This window comes from Streptomyces sp. DH41 (assembly GCF_029813785.1).
Classification (GTDB): Bacteria; Actinomycetota; Actinomycetes; order Streptomycetales; family Streptomycetaceae; genus Streptomyces.
On record NZ_JARVKY010000022.1, the window covers coordinates 91270 to 110604 of the forward strand.

General features: G+C 71.7%; 13 protein-coding genes. 6 read left to right on the forward strand and 7 right to left on the reverse strand.

What is annotated here, in order from left to right:
- Positions 1–4: 4 nt before the first annotated feature.
- Together asnB and QC283_RS29935 are read right to left on the reverse strand one after the other, a co-directional pair.
- Positions 5–1978: an asparagine synthase (glutamine-hydrolyzing) gene (asnB, locus tag QC283_RS29930; protein WP_279564853.1), complete on the reverse strand. Its 1974-nt coding sequence runs from the start codon at positions 1976–1978 to the stop codon at positions 5–7.
- 5 nt (positions 1979–1983) lie between these two features.
- Complete coding sequence (locus QC283_RS29935; RefSeq protein WP_443032713.1) at positions 1984–3255, reverse strand: NAD-dependent epimerase/dehydratase family protein; 1272 nt, start codon at positions 3253–3255, stop codon at positions 1984–1986.
- 137 nt (positions 3256–3392) lie between these two features.
- Between QC283_RS29935 and QC283_RS29940 the strand changes: the two genes are divergently transcribed.
- Both QC283_RS29940 and QC283_RS29945 read left to right on the forward strand, forming a co-directional pair.
- On the forward strand, positions 3393–5099 hold the full coding sequence (locus QC283_RS29940) for an ABC transporter ATP-binding protein (RefSeq protein WP_279564855.1): 1707 nt from the start codon (positions 3393–3395) through the stop codon (positions 5097–5099).
- A 59-nt stretch (positions 5100–5158) separates the two neighbouring features.
- Positions 5159–6973 (forward strand): ABC transporter ATP-binding protein, encoded by a 1815-nt coding sequence (locus QC283_RS29945; RefSeq protein WP_279564856.1) that lies wholly within the window; start codon positions 5159–5161, stop codon positions 6971–6973.
- Positions 6974–7053: 80 nt separating this feature from the next.
- Here QC283_RS29945 and hemA read toward each other — a convergent pair whose 3' ends face one another.
- Positions 7054–8250 carry a 5-aminolevulinate synthase gene (gene hemA / locus QC283_RS29950; protein ID WP_279564897.1) on the reverse strand — a complete coding sequence of 399 codons (1197 nt, stop codon included), beginning with the start codon at positions 8248–8250 and terminating at the stop codon, positions 7054–7056.
- Positions 8251–8387: 137 nt separating this feature from the next.
- On the opposite strand from hemA, the gene QC283_RS29955 reads away from it, so the two are divergent.
- A complete protein-coding gene (locus QC283_RS29955) occupies positions 8388–10067 on the forward strand; it encodes a long-chain-fatty-acid--CoA ligase (protein ID WP_279564857.1) in 1680 nt (559 codons plus the stop codon).
- Positions 10068–10138: 71 nt separating this feature from the next.
- On the opposite strand, the gene QC283_RS29960 is transcribed toward QC283_RS29955, so the two are convergent.
- Entirely contained in the window at positions 10139–11038 is a 900-nt protein-coding gene (locus QC283_RS29960) for a methyltransferase domain-containing protein (protein WP_279564858.1), read from the reverse strand.
- A gap of 40 nt (positions 11039–11078) precedes the next feature.
- On the opposite strand from QC283_RS29960, the gene pdxR reads away from it, so the two are divergent.
- Both pdxR and QC283_RS29970 read left to right on the forward strand, forming a co-directional pair.
- On the forward strand, positions 11079–12572 hold the full coding sequence (gene pdxR, locus QC283_RS29965) for a MocR-like pyridoxine biosynthesis transcription factor PdxR (RefSeq protein WP_279564859.1): 1494 nt from the start codon (positions 11079–11081) through the stop codon (positions 12570–12572).
- 276 nt (positions 12573–12848) lie between these two features.
- Positions 12849–15623, forward strand: coding sequence for a glycosyl hydrolase (locus QC283_RS29970; RefSeq protein ID WP_279564860.1), 2775 nt, complete (start codon positions 12849–12851; stop codon positions 15621–15623).
- A gap of 125 nt (positions 15624–15748) precedes the next feature.
- Here QC283_RS29970 and QC283_RS29975 read toward each other — a convergent pair whose 3' ends face one another.
- The 3 genes from QC283_RS29975 to QC283_RS29985 form a co-directional block, all read right to left on the reverse strand.
- Positions 15749–16771 (reverse strand): LacI family DNA-binding transcriptional regulator, encoded by a 1023-nt coding sequence (locus QC283_RS29975; protein ID WP_279564861.1) that lies wholly within the window; start codon positions 16769–16771, stop codon positions 15749–15751.
- Between the two features lie 185 nt (positions 16772–16956).
- Positions 16957–17745 carry an OBAP family protein gene (locus tag QC283_RS29980; protein WP_279564862.1) on the reverse strand — a complete coding sequence of 263 codons (789 nt, stop codon included), beginning with the start codon at positions 17743–17745 and terminating at the stop codon, positions 16957–16959.
- A gap of 157 nt (positions 17746–17902) precedes the next feature.
- Positions 17903–18604, reverse strand: a complete 702-nt coding sequence (locus tag QC283_RS29985) for a GNAT family N-acetyltransferase (protein WP_279564863.1) — start codon at positions 18602–18604, stop codon at positions 17903–17905.
- A 265-nt stretch (positions 18605–18869) separates the two neighbouring features.
- Between QC283_RS29985 and QC283_RS29990 the strand changes: the two genes are divergently transcribed.
- Positions 18870–19307 (forward strand): gas vesicle protein, encoded by a 438-nt coding sequence (locus tag QC283_RS29990; RefSeq protein WP_279564864.1) that lies wholly within the window; start codon positions 18870–18872, stop codon positions 19305–19307.
- Positions 19308–19335: the final 28 nt, after the last annotated feature.

Sequence of the window (19335 nt, forward strand, 5' to 3'; positions counted from 1 at the left end):
TCTCCTAGGAGAGGGCCGGGTACGCGGGGGACTCGGAGGCGCGGGGCCGGGCCGTCAGGTTCTCGGACCACAGCTGGTAGACCAGGAGGGCCCACAGCTTGCGGGAGGTGTCCCGCCGGCCGCCGAGGTGGTCGTCGATCAGCAGGCGTACCGCACCGGTGTCGAACAGGCCGCCGCGGCGCAGCGACGCCGTGGAGAGGGTGTCCAGGAGAAGGGGCCGCAGCTCGCCGCGGAGCAGAGCCGCCATGGGCGCGCGGAAGCCCAGCTTGGTCCGCCGGACGACGGCGGGGGGAAGCCAGTCGGCGGCGATCCGCCGCAGCAGGTACTTGCCGGTGAACCGGTGCAGTTTCAGGGCGGTGGGCAGGGAGTTGCCGTACTCGACCAGGTCCAGGTCGAGGAAGGGGGACCGCAGTTCGAGGGCGCTGCGCATGCCGCCCCGGTCCGTCTTGGTGAGGATCACGTCCCGCAGGAAGTGGGTCGTCACGGCGAGCTGACTGAGCTGGACCCCGGAGAGGCCGTGCTGGTCCCGCAGCAGCCGCGACACTTCGGCGAACGGGTCGTGCCCGGTCAACTCGGCCCCGGCCTCGGCCGTGAGCACCCCCGGCAGTTCACCCGGGGCGAAGGGTGCCGTCGACAGGTAGAAGCGGTGCTCCGGCGAGGCGCGCAGCCCCTTGGCCAGCAGGCCGAGGGACGCCGCCATGGGCAGGTTGCCGGAACGGGCCGGCAGCCGGCGCGCCAGCAGCCGCACGAGAGCCTCCAGCCGGGGGGCCGGCAGGACGCGCAGCAGCAACTCGATCGCGCGCTCGGCCTGGAAGTACCGGTAGCCCAGCAGCAGTTCGTCCGCGCCGTCCCCGGTGAGGGCGCCCCGCACGTGCTCGCGGGCCGCCCGGCAGACCAGGCGCGTGGGCAGCAGGGAGGGGTCGGCCAGCGGCTCGTCGGCGTGGGCCAGTTCGGACTCCACGACACCCGCCAGGTCGGGGCCGCCGATCCGCACCACGTGGTGCTCGGTGCCGAGATGGCGTGCCACCGCCAGGGCGTGGTCGCTCTCGTCGAAGTCCGGGTCCTCGAACGCCGCGCTGAAGGTGGGCACCGGCTGCCCCGGCCGCAGCTGCTGCGCCACCGCGGCGACCGCGCTGGAGTCCAGGCCGCCGCTGAGCAGGACGCCGAGGCGGCGGTCGGTGCTGGTGACCCGGCGGGCGACCGCGGCACGGAACAGCTCCTCGAACCGCCGCGCCGCCTCCCGCCGTCCGGGGCCCCGGCGCGGTCCGGTGCCGGGGGCCAGGCGGAGGCCGGTGCCGGGGGTCAGGCGGGGCCGCCAGAACTCGGTTTCGCGCACGTGCCCGCGCTGGTGGACGACGAAGCTTCCCGGGCGCACCTTGCGCACCCCCGACACGGCCGAGGCGGGGGCGCAGAACGCCTGGAACACCAGGTAGTCGGCGAGCGCCCGCACGTCCGGGGCGCGCGGCGCGGCGGGGTGCCGCAGCAGGGCGGTGAGTTCGGACGCGAAGGCGATGCCGTCCGGCACGCGGGTGTAGTAGAGGGGCTTCTTGCCCATCGGGTCGCGGGCCAGCACGGTGGTGCCGGTGCGGGCGTCGTGCAGCGCGAAGGCGAACATGCCCCGCAGCCGGTCGAGCATCCGCGTGCCCCACAACTCGTACAGCTCCACCAGGACTTCGGTGTCGCTGCCGGTGCGCGGCGCGACACCGGCGGCCCGGAGCTCGGCACGCAGTTCGGCGTGGTTGTAGATCTCGCCGTTGAACACCAGGGCGGTGGCTCCCGACGCGGAGACGAACGGCTGCGTGCCGTGTTCCGGGTCGGTGAAGGTCAGGGCGCAGTGCGCGAGGGTGAGCCCCCGGTGGTGGAGCCGGTCCGAGCCGTCGGGGCCGCGGTGCGCCACGGCGGCGAGCATGTGCTCGGCCGTGGCCCGCGTGTCCTCCCGCCCGACGCCGGCGTCGGTGAATCCGACGAATCCGCACATGCCGGCTACAGCCGCGGCGTGGACGCCGTGGGACCACCGGCCGGGACGGTGTCCTGCGGGTCGCGGTCCAGCGACCGCCGGGTCGACTCGATCTGGGTGGCGAGGCCCTCCCGCAGTCCGGTCCGGGCCGTGAAGCCCAGGACGCCGGCCGCCCGCCGTACGTCCGCGGTGGTCGAGCGGACATCGCCGATGCGGGCCGGACCGTAGGAGGTGCTTGGGCGCGAACCGGTCAACTCGGCCGTCAGGGACACCACTTCGTTGACCGAGACGGCGCCTCCCGTGCCGATGTTCAGGACCGCGCTGCCCCGGTCCCGGACCGATGCGGCCAGCACCAGCGCTCGCACCACGTCGGACACATGGGTGAAGTCGCGGATCTGGGTCCCGTCGCCGTAGATCTCGACGGGTTCGTTCCGCAGCGTCGACCGGATCAGGCGGGAGATGAACATGTCCGGGCGCTGACCGGGACCGTAGACGGTGAAGAACCTCAGGGCGCCGACCGAGAGCTTGGCGTCGCCGCGCGCGGCGAAGGCCAGGGCCAGTCGCTCCGCCGCGAGTTTGGTGACCCCGTAGGGGGAGAGCGGACGGGGCAGGTCGTCCTCGCTCATCATGCCGTCGGCGCCGCCGTACACGCTGGAGGACGAGGCGACCACCACGCGTTCCACGCCGGCCTGGACGCAGGCCTCCAGCAGGCGCTGGGTCGCCAGTACGTTGCACTGGAGATACTCGGGGAATTGGGTCCACGACGGGCGGACCCCGGGTAATGCCGCCAGGTGGAACACCACCGAGGTGTTTTTCAGGCAGTCCGCCAGATTCAAGGTGTTCAGGTCGCCGCGTATCGTCCGGAGCGATCCGGGAAGGGCCGCCGACTGGCTCCGCAGGTCGTCCGGAATTGGCCTGCGGTCCAACGCCACAACGTTTCTGCGGGAACTCCTCAATTCCGTCACGAGATGCGATCCGATGAAACCGGCCGCACCGGTCACCAGAACGTTGTCGTCCGTTGAGTCCGTTTCGCGTATGTCGCTCGACACGAATCCCCCTTGTTCGCTCACATGTGGCTGGTCAAGGCGGTGCTTGGGCGGTGCATTCAGTGCACGTACGCGCGCGTCTGCCTCTGGATCGGCCGGGCCGACTCGCGCGGCCGCCGGACGCCCCGTGGCACTGCGCGGCGGTGAAGAGTGCGGCTGACCAGGCCTTTGGCGTCGAGAAACGCATGTCCGGACCAAGAGACGTGGGGAGTCTAACAGTACGCGGCAATCACGAGCAATAGCATGCTTCACCCTCTGTCCGAAGCGGTGTCCGCAATCGGCAAAACCGCGTCATTCACAAGAAGGCGGACGGACTTTATGCTGGCCGTTCGCCGCCGGGCGAATGGGGGAGGGACACGTTGGCAGGCAGTCCGTTACGGCACCTTTCCATGCTTGTCCGCTACCTGCGCGGCGAACGGACCGCCATGACGCTGCTCGCTCTGCTGGTCCCCACCGGGATAGGCCTCCAGCTGGTGGCGCCCTACCTGCTGCGCGGGTTCATCGACGGGACACTCTCGGGTGACTCCCGCGGCACCCTGACGGACCTCGCCGCCTGGGCCCTGGCCGCCGCGGTGGGCGTGCTCGTGGTCACCACGGGCACCGAGGCGCTGTCCTCACGGGTCGCCTGGCGCAGCACCGACCGACTCCGCGCACACCTGGTCGAGCACTGCCTGAGCCGGCCACCGGACTTCTACCGCGAACACCCGCCCGGTGAACTCGTCGAGCGGATGGACGGCGACGTCACCCGGCTCGCCGCGGTGATGTCGGCGCTGCTCCTGGAACTGCTGGCACAGGCGCTGCTCGTCGTCGGCATCCTCGTCGCCCTCTTCCGGCTGGAGTGGCGGCTCGCCCTGCTCTTCGCCCCGTTCGCGGCCGGCACCCTGCTGCTGCTGCGGACCCTGGTGGGCCGTGCCATGCCCTTCGTCACCGCACGGCAACGGGTCGCGGCGGACCTCCAGGGATTCCTCGAGGAGCGCCTCGCGGCGGCGGAGGACCTCCGCGCCAACGGGGCCTCGCGGTACATCCTGCGGGAACTCGGCGACCGCCAGGAGGACTTGTACGACAAGGCCCGTGAGGCCGCCCGCGCCTCGGTCCGCTGGCCCGCCACCGTGCAGGGGCTGTCCGCCGTCAGCGTCGTCCTGGCGCTGGCGGTCAGCGCCTGGCTGCACTCCCGCGGGCAGCTCTCCACCGGGACGGCCTTCGCCTCCCTGTCCTACGCGATGCTGCTGCGCCGCCCCCTGCTCGCGGTCACCACCCGTTTCCGCGACCTGGAGGACGCGGCCGCGAGCGTGCAGCGGCTGAGGGACCTCCTGGGCCACGAGGAGCCGCCCCGCACGGGCGCCGGGGCCCTGCCCGCCGGACGGCCGGGAGTCCGCTTCGACCGGGTCGCCTTCTCCTACGAGCCAGGCGAACCGGTGCTGCGGGACGTCTCCTTCTCCCTGCGCCCCGGCGAACGCCTCGGCGTCGTGGGACGCACCGGCAGCGGCAAGTCCACCGTCGTCCGGCTGTTGTTCGGGCTCCACCGGCCCGTGACGGGCACGGTGTCCGCCGGCGGCCTGGACGTGACGGAGCTCGACCCCCGGGCGCTGCGCAGCCGGGTCGCGCTGGTCACGCAGGAGGTACACGTCTTCCATGCCGCGCTGCGGGACAACCTCACCTTCTTCGACCGCGCGGTTGCGGACGACCGGCTGCGCGCCGCGCTGGACGACGCCGGACTCGGCCCCTGGCTGCGCACTCTGCCCGACGGCCTGGACACCCTGCTCGGCGCCGGCGCCCGGGGCATGTCCGCGGGCGAGGAACAGCAGCTCGCGCTGGCCAGGGTGTTCCTGCGCGATCCTGGACTGGTCCTGATGGACGAGCCGACGGCCCGGCTGGATCCGTACAGCGAACGGCTTCTGGTGCCCGCGCTGGAGCGGCTGCTCGACGGCAGGACCGCGGTCGTGGTCGAGCACCGCCCGCACCTGCTCCGGAACGCCGACCGGATCCTGGTGCTGGAGGACGGGAAGGTCGCCGAGGAGGGCGAGCGGACCACCCTCGCCGCCGACCCTTCGTCGCACTTCTACGAACTCCTCCGCACGGCGGGGGCCGCCCGGTGAGGGACGGGGACGGAGACAGGGGCGGGCGGGGGACCGGGTGCGAGGGGCGGAGCGGTCCGGTGAACCGCCGTGTGGGACCGGTGGGTCAGGACATGAGGCGGGTGGTCGACGGCGTGGAACGGCGCTCAGTCCTGGGACGGCTCGCGGACGTGCTGCGCGGATCCGCCCGCGCCTACTGGACCCTCACCGGTATGTGGATCCTCCTGCGGCTGGGCACCCTCGCGGTGGGGCTGCTGTTCCAGCGGCTGTTCGACGCGCTGGGCGCGGACGGGGGCGTGTGGCTGATCATCGCGTTGGTGGCCGGGATCGAGGCGGGCCGGCTGTGCCTGCAGTTCGGCGTGATGATCAGCAGGCTGGAGCCGCGGGTCCAGTACGGCACCACGGCCCGGTTGCGGCACGCCCTGCTGGGGTCGGCGCTGCGCGGCCCGGAGGTGACGGCCCGCACCACTCCCGGCGAGTCCCTGCGGACGGTGGGCGAGGACGTCGACGAGACGGGGTTCTTCGTCGCCTGGGCGCCGACGAACCTCGCCCACTGGATCTTCGTCGCCGCGTCGGTCACGGTGATGATGCGGATCGACGCCGTGGTCACCGGCGCCCTCCTCGCGCTCCTCGTCCTGCTGACGCTGGTCACCGCGCTGGCCCACAGCCGGTTCCTACGGCATCGGCGGGCGACCCGGGCCGCGTCCGGCGAGGTGGCGGGAGCCCTGCGGGAGATGCTGGGAGCCGTGAGCGCGGTGCGGGCCGCCGCCGCCGAACCGCTGGTCGCCGCGCACCTCACCAGACTGAACGGCGCCCGGGCCAAAGCCGCGGTACGGGAGGAGCTGTACGCCGTCGTCCAGCGCACGGTGATCGGCAACGCGGCCCCGATCGGGGTCGGCGTGGTGCTGCTGCTGGTCGCGGGCCGGATGGACGAGGGGGCCTTCAGCGTCGGTGACCTCGCCCTGTTCGCCTTCTACCTGCAGATGCTGACCGAGGCCCTGGGCTCGATCGGCATGCTGTCCGTGCGGTTGCAGCGGGTCTCGGTGGCGCTCGGACGGATCGCCCGCTTCCTCGGCGGCCGGCTGCGGCGGCCTCTGGAGCGGGCCGGCCCGCCCCTGGCCCCGGGACCGACCGGCAAGGGGTCCGCGGTGACCCACAGCGGCCCGGAGCCCGCCCCGCCGCCGCTGCGGGAACTGACCGTCCGCGGCCTGACGGCCCGCCACCCCGGGACACGCCACGGCATAGCGGACGTGGACCTGACGGTGGAGCGGCACACCGTCACCGTGGTCACCGGCCGGGTCGGCTCCGGCAAGAGCACCCTGGTCCGGGCCGTGCTCGGGCTGCTCCCGCACGACCGGGGCACCGTCCTGTGGAACGGCGAACCGGTCGCCGACCCCGCGGCGTTCCTGGTCGCGCCGCGCTGTGGTTACACCCCCCAGGTACCGCGGCTGTTCAGCGGAACGGTGCGGGAGAACGTCCTGCTGGGCCGGGACGACGCGGTCTTCGACGAGGCGGTGCGCCTCGCCGTGCTGGAGCCCGACCTCGCGGTGATGCAGGACGGCCCGGACACCGTGGTCGGCCCGCGCGGCCTGCGCCTCTCGGGCGGACAGGTCCAGCGGGCCGCCATCGCCCGCATGCTGGCGGGCGATCCCGAACTCCTCGTGCTGGACGACGTCTCCAGCGCCCTCGACCCGGAGACCGAACACCTGCTGTGGGAGAGGCTGCTGGACGGGACACACACCGTGCTCGCGGTCTCCCACAGACCGGCGCTGCTGCGCGCCGCGGACCGTGTGGTGGTACTCGTGGACGGGCGGACGGAGGCCTCGGGCACCTTCGACGAGGTCATGGCGACCTCCGCCGAGATGGGCCGGATCTGGACGGGCGCGGGCCCGTGAGGGGCGACCGGGGACCCCGGCCTCGGACCTGCCGGGCCTCGGACCCGCCTCGGACCCGCGGTGCCTCGGACCGCCGGGCCTCAGATCTCCCGGCCCGCCCCCAGCTCGGACCAGATCCCGTCCAGGGCGTCCACGAACTGATGGATCTCGTCGGGCTCGTGCACCGCCGAGGGCGCGACCCGCAGGATCTCCTCACCCACCGGAACGCTGGGCGCGTTGATGGCCTGGACATACGCCCCGTGCCGCTCCAGCAGCAGAGCCGACATCCGCCGGCACATCCGCTCCCCGCCGACCAGGACCGGGACGATGTGGGACTCGTCCGACAGCACGGGAATGCCCCGTTCGCGGAGCAGCCCGTGCATCAGCCGCGCGTTCCCGGCCAGCCGCCTCCGCTCCACGTCCGAGCCGCGCAGATGCCGTACCGCGGCGAGCGCGCCGGCCGCGACCGCGGGCGGCAGCGCCGTGGTGAAGATGAAGGAGCGGGCATGGGCGCGCACCGCGTCCATGAGCACGGCCGGCCCCGCGACATAGCCGCCCGTCATACCGAAGGCCTTGGCGAGGGTGCCCATCACCACCGTGAACTCGGAGTCCAGGCCGGCCCGGGCCGCGATGCCCGCACCGCCCGGACCGTACATGCCGACCGCGTGCACCTCGTCGAGGAAGGTGACGGCTCCGTACCGCTTGGCCAGGCCCGCGACCTCGGCCAGTGGCGCGATGTCCCCCCGCATCGAGTGCACGGACTCCAGGGCAACCAGCCTCGGCCTGTCCGGATCGGCCGCGGCCAGCAACTCCTCCAGGTGCTCCCCGTCGTTGTGTCGGAATATGTACTTGCGGGCACCGCTGTGCCGTAATCCGTCGATGATGGACGCGTGATTCGCCGAATCCGAGAACGCCTGGCAGTCGTCGATGACACCCGCGAGCACCGACAGGGACCCCTCATTGGCGGAATAGCCGGAGGCGAAGAGAACGGCGTCCTCCTTGCCGTGCAGATCGGCCAACTCCCGCTCCAGAGCCACATGGCAGTGATTCGTCCCGCCGATGTTCCGTGAACCTCCCGAGCCACCACCGTATTCGTCCACGGCACGCTTCATCGCGTCAAGGACATCCGGATGTTGTCCCATACCGAGATAGTCGTTGCTGCACCAGATGGAGATCTCGCCATCCGAGGTGCTTGCCGCGGGGAACCGGCCCGCCTTGCGGCCCAGTTCGAGGAACTCTCTCTTCTGGTCACCGGTTTCGTGGGCGAGGCGCACGAAGAAGTCCATGTACGGGGACATGTCCAAGGTCCGCTCCTTTTCCGCTTCCCAACGGGTCGGGCTCATCCTAGGATCCACCGCAGGTCTTGCACAGAACACGTTCCCTGCTGCCGTACGGCCGATATCAGCCGTTTACCGGAACGCGAAGCGGAGTCACGATGGGCGCTTACGGAAATTCTCCGGCCGGGACGTTCGCGGCGAACTCTGGCGCTGTCACCGGCCCTTTCACCAGCCGCGCGGAAACATCCGCGGCTCCCGGCGCGACCCTGTCGGCGGCCACGATCCTCTCGGACTCCGCGCGCCGGTGGCCGGATCGCACCGCGCTCGTCGCGGGCGCCGAGCGGATCACCTACGGCTCGCTCTGGCGCTCGGCGCTCCGGTACGCCGCGGTGCTGCGCGAGCGGGGGATCGGACCCGGCGACCGGGTCTGCCTGCTGGTGACCAACTCACCGCACTTCCCGATGGCCTACTTCGCGATCCTCGCCCTCGGGGCGACCGTCGTGCCGGTGAACGTGTTGCTGAAGACCGACGACATCGACCACATCCTCCGGCACTCGGGAGCCAGGGCCCTCGTCTGCTCGGCCGAGCTGCTCGGGGAGGCGGAAGCGGCGGCCGAGGCGGCGGGCGCACCCGTCCTCACCGTCGGCGCGGGCGACCACCGGGGCCCGCGTCCGGCGCTCGACGAACTCGCCGCCACCGCCGAGCCGATGCCGGGGCCGGTGCCCCGCGCACCGGGCGACGTCGCGGTGATCCTCTACACCTCCGGCACCACCGGCCGCCCCAAGGGAGCGGCGATCACGCACCTCAACCTGGTGATGAACGTCGGCACCACGATGCTCTCCCCCTTCGAGATGAGCTCCGGCGACGTACTGCTCGGCTGTCTCCCGCTCTCCCACACCTTCGGCCAGATCTGCGGCATGGGGACGTCCTTCCGGGCAGGTGCGAGGCTGGTGCTGATGCGGCGGTTCACCGCCGAGGCGGCGCTCGACCTGATGGAGACCGAGGGATGCACGGTCCTGATGGGGGTGCCCACGATGTACTTCGCCCTGGTCGAGGCGGCCTCCCGCCGTCCCGTACGACCGAGGCTGGACCGCGCCTACTCCGGAGGCGCGGCCCTGCCGGTGCGCACGCTCGACGCGTTCGAGACCACCTTCGGCTGCCCGGTCTACGAGGGGTACGGCCTCACCGAGACGTCTCCCTGCGTCGCGTACAACCAGCGAGACTGGCCCCGGAAGCCCGGCACGGTCGGCAAGCCGGTCTGGGGCGTGGAGGTCGGCATAGCCCGCCCCACGGTGGAGGACGCCATCGAGCCGCTCCCCGCCGGCGAGGTGGGCGAGATCGTGGTCCGCGGACACAACCTGATGGCCGGATACGTCGACGACCCCCGCGCCACGGCCGCCGCGTTCGTCGCCGGCTGGTTCCGCACCGGCGACCTGGGACTGCTGGACGACGAGGGGTACCTGACCGTCGTCGACCGCAAGAAGGACGTGATTCTCCGCGGCGGCTACAACGTCTATCCCCGCGAGGTCGAGGACGCGCTGCTCCGGCACCCCGCGGTTGCCCGGGTCGCGGTGGTGGGCGTGCCGGACCCGGTCAACGGCCAGGAGGTGTGCGCCGTGGTGGTGCCGCGGGACGGCCTGACACCGGACGCGGCACTGGCGGACACCTTGGTGACCTGGGGCAAACGGCACATCGCGGCGTACCGGCGTCCGCGGCGGGTGGTCTTCCTCGACCACCTGCCCCTGGGAGCCGGTGGCAAGGTGCTCAAGAGGGAACTGACCACGCTGCTCCAGTCGACCGACGACACCGGGCCGGGAGGCCGGAGCACGGCGCCGTGAGGCGGTCCGGTCAGAACCGGGCCGGCCCCCGACCCGCTCGATGTCCCGGTCGTGAACGTCCGTGCCGCCGTTCAGTCGTGGCCGTGGCCGTGGCCGTGGCCGTGGTCGTGATCGAGGTCGCGGACAAGGCCGGCGACGCTGGACGGGTTCACGGCGACGGCCTTGCAGAACGTGTAGTGGAACGTCCCGCCGTCCTGCGCGGTGCGGTGGAGGTCTGTCACCCCCCGGTCCCAGTCGCCCGCGGTCATGAGCCCGGCTGCCAGCGCGTCGTCCCGGACCGATTCGACCATGGCGATGAACGTGTTGCGCGTGAAGCCGTCGACCAGTGCGGGCCGGGACTGGTCGGCATACACCGTGCGAGGACGCACTACGACGTCGTCGTAGCCGGCCCGGGTGAGCAAGGGGTGCAACTGCCGGCCGAGCAGCGCGTTTCCGCCGGCGGCGGACTGCAGTCGGACCTGGCAGTCGATCGCGGCGCGTGCGTAAGCGCTGGCCGGGTGGAAGAACGCCGACCCGTGATCCCCTTCGATCACGGTGATGGTGCCCCCGGGCACCAGCACGCGCCGCAGCGCGGTCAACGCCCGCTGAGGATCCGGCAGGTGCTCCAGGACGAAGCAGACGAAGACATGGTCGAACTCCGCATCGGGAAAGGGAAGATCGAACAGATCAGCGTGACACCATTCCACGTCCGCGACCGGCGCGTGGGCCGCGACACGGTCGCGGGCCTGTGCCAGGGAACCGTGGGAACGGTCGACGGCGGTGATGCGCGCTCCCGGACTCGCCTGGGCCAGGTGGACCGTCTGGGCGCCGACCCCGCAGCCGATCTCCAGCACCCGGCTGCCGGCCGGATAGGCCGTGCCCGCGTGCAACAACGCCGCCAGGGTGTCCGCCTGCTCGCCGAGCCGAGCCGCCTCGCGTTCCGAGTAGCCGTGCACATAGCCGGCCGCCACGGTCGCCCCGTGGGATGCCATCGCTGTATCCATGCGTTCACTCTGCTGCCACTATGGCTCGGTGAACAGGTCCAATCCGCACCCGTCCGACCAGTCCATAGTCTCCGGATCCGACTTCCTGCAACTGAACATCGACGATGCGCCGACGGGCGGGCGATCGGACTGGCTGGCCCAGCAGCTCCGGCTCGCGATCTCGGACCACCGCCTGCCGGTGGGAAGCCGGCTTCCGGCCACCCGGGTCCTGGCCGGCGAGCTGCGGGTGTCGCGCGGAGTCGTCACGGAGGCCTATCAGCGACTGATAGAAGACGGACACGCGGCGGGACGCGGGCGTAACGGAACGATCGTCGTCGCCGCTCCCGCCGCGCCACCGGCAGTACCCCGACCCGCGCCCGGCGACTCCCCACTGCCGCCGAGTGCGCTGTTCGCCGCCGCACCCGGTGCGGACATCTTCGACAGGATGCGAGCGGCACCCGCCCGGATCGATCTGACACCCGGTGTGCCCGACCTTGCCGCGTTCCCCCGAGCAGCGTGGCTGCGTGCCGAACGCTCCGTGCTCGGGGCCCTCTCGGCGGCCGGCCTCGGATACGCGGACCCGCGCGGGACACCGGAACTGCGTCACGCCATCGCCAACTGGCTCGCCCGCAACCGCGCGATCAGGGTGGACCCCGGCGAGATACTCATCGTCGCCGGCACCGCCCAGGCACTCAGCCTGCTCGGACACGTACTGCACGACGCCGGGATCTCCACGGTGGCCGTGGAGGACCCGGGATCACTCGGGGCGCGCCAGCATCTGCGCAATCAACGACTGGACACGCCCGCCGTCCCCGTCGACTCCCAGGGCGTACGCGTCGACGTACTGGCCCGCACGGCAGTCCCAGCCGTCCTGCTGACTCCCGCGCACCAGTTCCCGACCGGAGCAGTGCTCAGCGGGGCACGGCGTCGTGAACTGATGCGCTGGGCCACGGAGAACGACGGACTGATCATCGAGGACGACTACGACGCGGAACACCGCTACGACCGGCCTCCGGTACCCGCCCTGCGATCCGTACTGCCCGACCACGTCTGCTACGCCGGGAGCGTTTCCAAACTCCTCGCCCCCGCCCTGCGCATCGGCTGGGTGCTCGCACCGCCGAAGTACCGCGACGCTCTCGTCGCAGCCAAGCGGTTCGCCGACCTGGGCAACGCGGCACTGCCGCAGCAGGTGCTGGCCCGGTTCATGGAATCAGGCCAGATGGAACGCCAGTTGAGGCACCTGCGCACACGCCACCGCCGTCGCCGGGACGCCATGGTCGACGCGATCGGGACCCACCTTCCCGACGCGGTCGTACACGGCGCCGCGGCGGGCCTGCACCTGACGATCACCTTCGACTCCGAGTTCGCCGACACCGACCTCGCCGCCGCCGCGCTCGCGCGGGGCGTGAAGGTGCAGCCACTCTCCTGGCACAGTCAACGTCCGTCCCGCCCCGGACTGGTCCTCGGCTACGCGGCGAGCACGCCCACCGACATCAGCGAAGGTGTGGCGACCCTTGGTGCCGCCCTACGGCGCCCGTCCTGAACAGGTCGATACCCGGTCCGACGCAGGCAACGCCACCCACCCGGACTCGCGCGCCTACCGAAATTCCCGGTTTGCCCCTGTGGATGCCTCGCCCTGCGCGATGTATTGACAACCGATTTCAAAGGTCTTACTTTTCCGCCATCTGAGAGCGCTCTCAGACGGACTCTCCCACTCTCCCCACAACGGTTCCGCCGCGACTCACAGTGCCTTCCCCCCCGGGCTGTGGCGACCGCTGCCGACGAGCCCGTCCCTCTCGACGACACGAGGTGCACCCCCATGCCAACTCCCCGATCACGGCCGGCTGCCGCGGTGATCCTGGCCGCCGCGCTGGCCGCAGTGGGCCTCGGCCCGGCCGCGAGTCCGGCGGCGGCCGCCACCGTCCCCGTAGGAGCCGGGAGTTACTCCGACACCCGGCCTCCGGGCACGACCGGCCCCACGACCAACACCGGCGCGCCGGTCACCCCCAAGGTCACGCAGGCCGCCAAGGGCAGACCCGTGCCCACCAACGACTGGTGGTCCTCCCTCGCCTTCCAGCGCTACGGCGACAACCCGTACTCCACGCCCATGTACGGCCACCCGCTCACGTACCAGGCCGTCTCCGGCGGTCTGGAGGTCGGCTACCCGACCAGCCCCGCCGTCGTGGGCGACGGCCGCCAGTACGAGTACGCGCACAAGCGCGACCTCACCCTCGGCCTGAGCGGACTCAACTCGCCCGACACCAAGGCCGACGCCTGGTCCGACTGGACCGTCACCCCGTACTGGTCCGACGGCACCCGCACCCTGCGGACCACCATCGGCCACGGCATGCCTTTCGTCTACGCGCAGGGTTCCGGCGGCAACGCCCAGATCACCACCGCGGCCACGCCCACCGTCTTCTCCGACCAGGGCAACGTCGTCGGCATCACGGTCGGCGGCCACCACTACGCCCTCTTCGCACCGACCGGCAGCGACTGGAACATCTCCGGCACCACGATCACCGCCGGCCTCGGCGGCAAGGACTACTTCTCCCTCGCCGTACTGCCCTCCACCGACGCGCTCGCGACCTTCCGCACGTACGCGTTCAGCTTCGTCACCGGATCCCAGGTCGACTGGAGCACCTCCGGCGGCACGGTCGGCGCTACCTACAAGCTCACCACCGAGGCCAAGGAGGGCACCGAACGCGGCACCCTCCAGGCCCTCTACCGCCACCAGTGGCTGAACACCACCGACACCCTCACCCCGTACACCTACGTCTCTCCCCGCGGCACCATGAAGGTCCGGGAGAGCGCCTCCTTCACCACCCGCCAGAAGGCCGCCCCGGTCCTGCCCGCGCTGCCGAGGACCAGCGCGGTCGACACGTCCCGGCTGCGTACCTACCTGTCCGAGGTCGCCGACTCCTCCGACCCGTTCTCCGGAGCCACGGACACCTACTGGACCGGAAAGGCGCTGGGCAAGCTCGCCCAGCTGGTGCCGCTCGCCGACCAGATCGGTGAGACCGCGGTCCGCGACAAACTCGTCGGCCTGCTCAAGGGCCGCCTGCAGGAGTGGTTCACCGCGGGCGGGGCGAGCGAGTTCTCGTACGACAGGGACTGGAAGACCCTCACCGGCTACCCCGCCTCCTACGGCAGCGACGCCGAACTCAACGACCACCACTTCCACTACGGCTACTACGTGTACGCCGCCGCGATCGTCGCCCAGTACGACGCCTCCTGGGCCGCGGACTCCGCCTGGGGCGGCATGGTCAAGGAGCTGATCCGCGACACCGCCAACCCGAGCCGCACCGACAGCGCCTTCCCATTCCTGCGCGGCTTCGACGTCTACGCCGGGCACAGCTGGGCCTCCGGCCACCAGGGTTTCGCCGCCGGCAACAACCAGGAGTCCTCCTCGGAGTCCACCAACCTCAGCGCGGCGCTGGTGCTCTGGGGCTCCGCCACCGGCAACACCGAACTGCGCGACCTCGGCAGCTATCTGCTCGCCACCGAGGGCGAGGCGATCGCCCAGTACTGGTTCGACGCCGACCAGCAGGTCTTCCCCGGCTCCTTCACCCATGACACGGTCGGCATGGTGTGGGGCAGCGGCGGGGCGTACTCCACCTGGTGGACCGCCAACCCGGAGGAGATCCACGGCATCAACGTCCTGCCCGTGACCGCGGGCGGCTCCCCGCACCTGGCCGGGAACAAGGACGCGATCCGGCGCAACCTCGCGGAGCTGGAACGCGAGAACGGCGGACCCGCCGTCGAATGGCGCGACATCCTCTGGGAGTTCCAGTCGCTGGCCGACCCGGCCGGCGCGAAGGCGAAGTGGGACGCCGGCCACGCCGGATACACCCCGGAGCAGGGCGAGTCCAAGGCGCACACCTACCACTGGATCACCACCCTGGACGCGCTCGGCGCCCCCGACCCCTCGGTCACCGGCGACCTGCCCACGTCCGCGGTCTTCACCAGGAACGGCACCCGCACCTACGCCGCCCACAACCACGGTTCCACGGCCCGTACGGTCACCTTCTCCGACGGCAAGACGCTCACCGTGCCCGCGCGTTCCACCGCGACCGGGACCGGCACCGACACCGGCGGCCCGGACCCCGAGCCGCCCACCGGCAACACCTTCCAGCTCCGCTCCGGCGGCGCCCTCACCACGGCCACCGGCGGCACGGCCGTCAGCGACACCATCCCGTCGGCCGAGGGCCGCAACCACGACGGCACCCCGAACAAGCCCCTCGTCTACGAGGCCAAGGGCGTCAACGCCACCCTCAAGGCCGGCGCGTCCACCACGTTCCGCCTCCCGGTGGACGCCCGCACCGCCGTCGGCCTCGGCCAGCAGGCGCGTATCAGCTACGACCTCACCGGCGACGGCACCTTCGACCGGACGGAGACGTACCGGTACTTCGCCACCGACCCGGTCACCGGCTGGGAGGAGTACGACCAGACCCGCGGCCTGAAGGCCGCGACCGGCACCCTCGGCAACCTCAGCGGGGGAACGGTGCGGCTGGAGGTCTGGAGCGCGATCGGCAACGGGAGCGCGCTGCTGCGCACCGGCGGCGACACGTCCGTGGTGGTCATTCCCTACGATTGACGCACACGGCGGCCTCCGGCAGACGACGCGGCGGGTGCGGGGCCCGGCCCCGCACCCGCCGCTCGCCGCTCGCCGCTCGCACCGAGCGTAGGTCAGCGCCGAGGCCCGTCAGTGCCGAACGCCCGTCAGGCCGAGGCCCGGCGCACCAGCGTCGTCCGGGTGATCACGGAAGCGGGCACCTCCTCGCCGGGCGCGTCGAGCAGCCGCATCAGCAGCTTGACCATGATCCGGCCCATGCCCTCGATGTCCTGGCGGACCGTGGTGAGCGCCGGCTCCGCGGCCCGGACCACGGAGGCCATGTCGTCGAAGCCGACCACCGCGACGTCCTCGGGCACCCGCATCCCACGCTCGCGCAGCGTGCGCAGCGCGCCCAGGGCCATCGTGTCGTTGGCTGCGAAGACCGCGTCGATCCCGGGACACCGGTCCAGCAGCTCGCCCATCGCGCGGGCTCCGCCCTCCTCGGTGAAGTCGCCCTCGCACAGCAGCAGCGGATCGGCGTCGACCAGGACATCGCGGTAACCGTGGATCCGGTCCATCGCCGAGGTCTGGTCGCGCGGCCCGGAGATGTGCGCGATGTGCCCGCGGCCCAGGCCGACCAGATGACGCACCGCGTCCCGGGCACCGCCGCGGTTGTCGCAGTCCACCAGCGGAATGCCCAGGTGCTCGCTGCCCGCCGGACGGCCCCCGAGCACCGCCGGCACCCCGGTCCGGGCGATCAGTGACGGCAGCCGGTCGTCGTGCAGGGAGAAGGCGAGCGCGCCGTCGACGTGCCCGCCCCCCAGGTAGCGTGCGATCCGCTCGTGGTCCTCGGGGCCCTCTGCCCACAGCAGCACCAGCTGCGCGTCGTGCGCGGTCAGCTCCCGGCTGATCCCCCGTACGTGCTGCTTGAAGAACGGATCGGCGAACACCCGGAACTCGGGCTCCGCGATGATCACCGCCACCGCACCGGTACGCCGGGTGACCAGGGTGCGGGCCGCGTGGTTGGGAACGTAGTCCAGCTCCTCGACCGCCCGGCGCACCTTGTCGGCCAGCGCTGGCCGCACCCCCGCGCCTCCGTTGACGACCCGGGAGGCCGTCGCACGGGAGACGCCGGCGCGCGCCGCGACGGCTTCCAGCGTGGGACGAGCCCTCACGGTCTGCTCCGACACGGTGGGCGCTCCTTTTATGTGCGTCTGCTCATGTGCGTCTGCGACGGATCTGGCGACTGTTCTGCTGTTCTGCCATGAATCCGTGTGCCCCACAATAGACGCGGGCGACGGCGCTGAGAGCGCTTCCAAGACGAGCCGCGTAGGCACCGGACTCGTCCAGGCGTTCGCCACGTGTCGCTGAGCGGTCAGCGCTTGAAGTCCGTCTCCTCGATGCGGGTCTGCACCGTCCGGCCGCTTTCCCACGCGTTGGCGCCCGGTGCCACCTCCGGCATGGGGATGTCCGCCCGGTTCTCGCGCTTGCCCGAGGTGGAGAGGCCGAGGCCGTCGTCCCGGGCCTGGATCATCTCGTCCGACGCCTGCCCGTCCGCGGTGAAGCCCATCATGAGCTGAGGGATGCCGTACGGGAAGTCGTCGCGGTCGTACTGCCACGTGTGGAACGTCTTCCCGTACGTGGTCACGAGGTCCTCGAAGTAGGCGTGCTCGGCCAGGTCCGGGATGCCGGGGGCGGTGAGGATGCCGGACTTGACCTCGTAGTGGTGGCTGTGCCACAGCCGTTTCTCGTCCTCGGGCAGGCCGCGGAAGCGTTCCTCGCTGATGATGTACTCGATGCCGACCAGACGGGCGTCGGGCGCGTTGCGGTCGAAGATCACGCACTGGTGCAGGTCGTGCTGGAGGTGGATGCAGAAGTGCGTCGCCTCCACCTGCCGGCCCATGTCGTCGGCGTACATGTGGAAGCCGTTGAGGTAGGTGCTCATCGCGTCGAGTGGATACTTCGACTGCATGGCACCGGCCGCCAGGTCGAGTGCCCGGTGCTTGAGCGGATGTCCCTTGCCGACCTTGCTGATCGTGGCCACTTTGCGGCCGAACAGGAGACCGGCCGCGGCCGTCATGCCTGCCGCGACACCGATGCCGATACTCGCGGCCGGTCCCCGGCCGGAGCCGCGTGAGCGGTGCGTGCCCTGTGTGAGTGTCATGGGTGGCGAGTCCCCTGTGCCGGGTGGCCGTAACGGGTCACGCACCGGTGCTCCGAAGCGCTGTCGATGCGGCTGCTCGGCGACCGGTCCTCGGCGTGCGCGGACGAGGAGAGCCCAGAAGGCGATCACGGGCAGGACCAGGGCGCCGCCGAGGCCGTCAGGGGGTGCGGAAGCCTTGGAAGGTCACCTGCCTGCGGGTCTTGAAACCGAGCCGTTCGTACAGCGCGAGCGCGCCGGTGTTCGCCTCGGCCACGTGCAGGAAGGGGCGTTCGCCCCGGGCCAGGACGCGGGCGGTGAGCGCGCCGACGAGGCGGGCGGCGTGGCCTTGCCCGCGTGCGTCGGGAGCGGTGCAGACGGCGCTGATCTCGGCCCATCCCGGAGGGCGCAGGCGTTCTCCGGCCATCGCCACCAGGGTGCCGTCCACTCGGACACCCAGGTAGGTGCCGAGTTCGCGGGTGCGGGGCCAGAAGGGACCCGGCTGGGTCCGCGCGACGAGGTCGAGCATCTCGGGCACGCTGTCCGCGTCCAGTTCGACCACGCGGGCGTCGGACTCGGAGCCCGGTCGGTCGGGGAGGCCATCGCCGGGCCAGATCATCTGACGGCCTTCGAGGCGGAAGACCGGCTCCCAGTCCGACGGGGGGAGGGCCGGGCAACTGAACATGTCGGCGAAGGCGCCGGGGCCGAGCAGTTCAGCGAGGTCGGCCCAGTCCTTCGCGTCCGGGTCGGTGGACACTGCGGAGAAGGTCGCCACGTCTGTGAGGTAGGTGGCGGCCAGGCCGAGCCGGCGCGCGAGGTGCGCGTGTCGACCGCCGAGCGACTGACCTACAGGGTCGTCGAGTACCTGGTCGGCGTCGTTCATCCTCGTGGTGTTCCCTTCCCTGTGGGCGCGACGGCCGGCCGCCCGGAGGCGGTTCCGCCAGGGCTCCGGGTGCGGCACCTTCGACGCACACGCGAGCCCCGCCACGGATGCTCAGAGCTGGGTGCCGCGACCTTCAGCCCGAACAGCCCGAATCCGTCGCGTCGTACGAGCCTGCGCCCAGTCTTCCATCCGCAGCGGCGGCCGTGGCCGGGGCCCCTGCCGGCCTCGTTTCGCCGACCTGGTCCCAGAGGGGCCTATCCGGGCGATGGAGCCACAGCGGGGCGGCGAAGGGAGTCTTGCCCACGTCGTCGAGGTCCTGCTGGACAAGGGGCTGGTGCTCAACGCCGACATCATGGTGTCCGTCGCCGGCGTCGAGTTGCTGGGCATCAGGCTGCGGGCGGCGCTGGCCTCCTTCGAGACCGCCGCCCGCTACGGGCTCGAGTTTCCAGCCGGTACGGACCTGGAGACCGCGGCATGGCGAGAGGCCATGGAGGAGCGCGAATCGTGCCCCGACTGCGGCAAGAGGGTCGCGATGCAGCAGCTTCTCGACGAGATGTGTCCTTGGTGCGGCTGGCGCAGCGCCAAGTCCCTGTCGGCGACGGCCATGCCGGCCGCTGTGGACGCCGGGTCGGGCGCCGAGGACGGGGTGAAGCGCCGGTCCGCTGATACGGAGCCTGCCTCCGAGCGGTGGCGCGATGCCTGACACGGCCGGACCGGCTCCCATGAAGCCG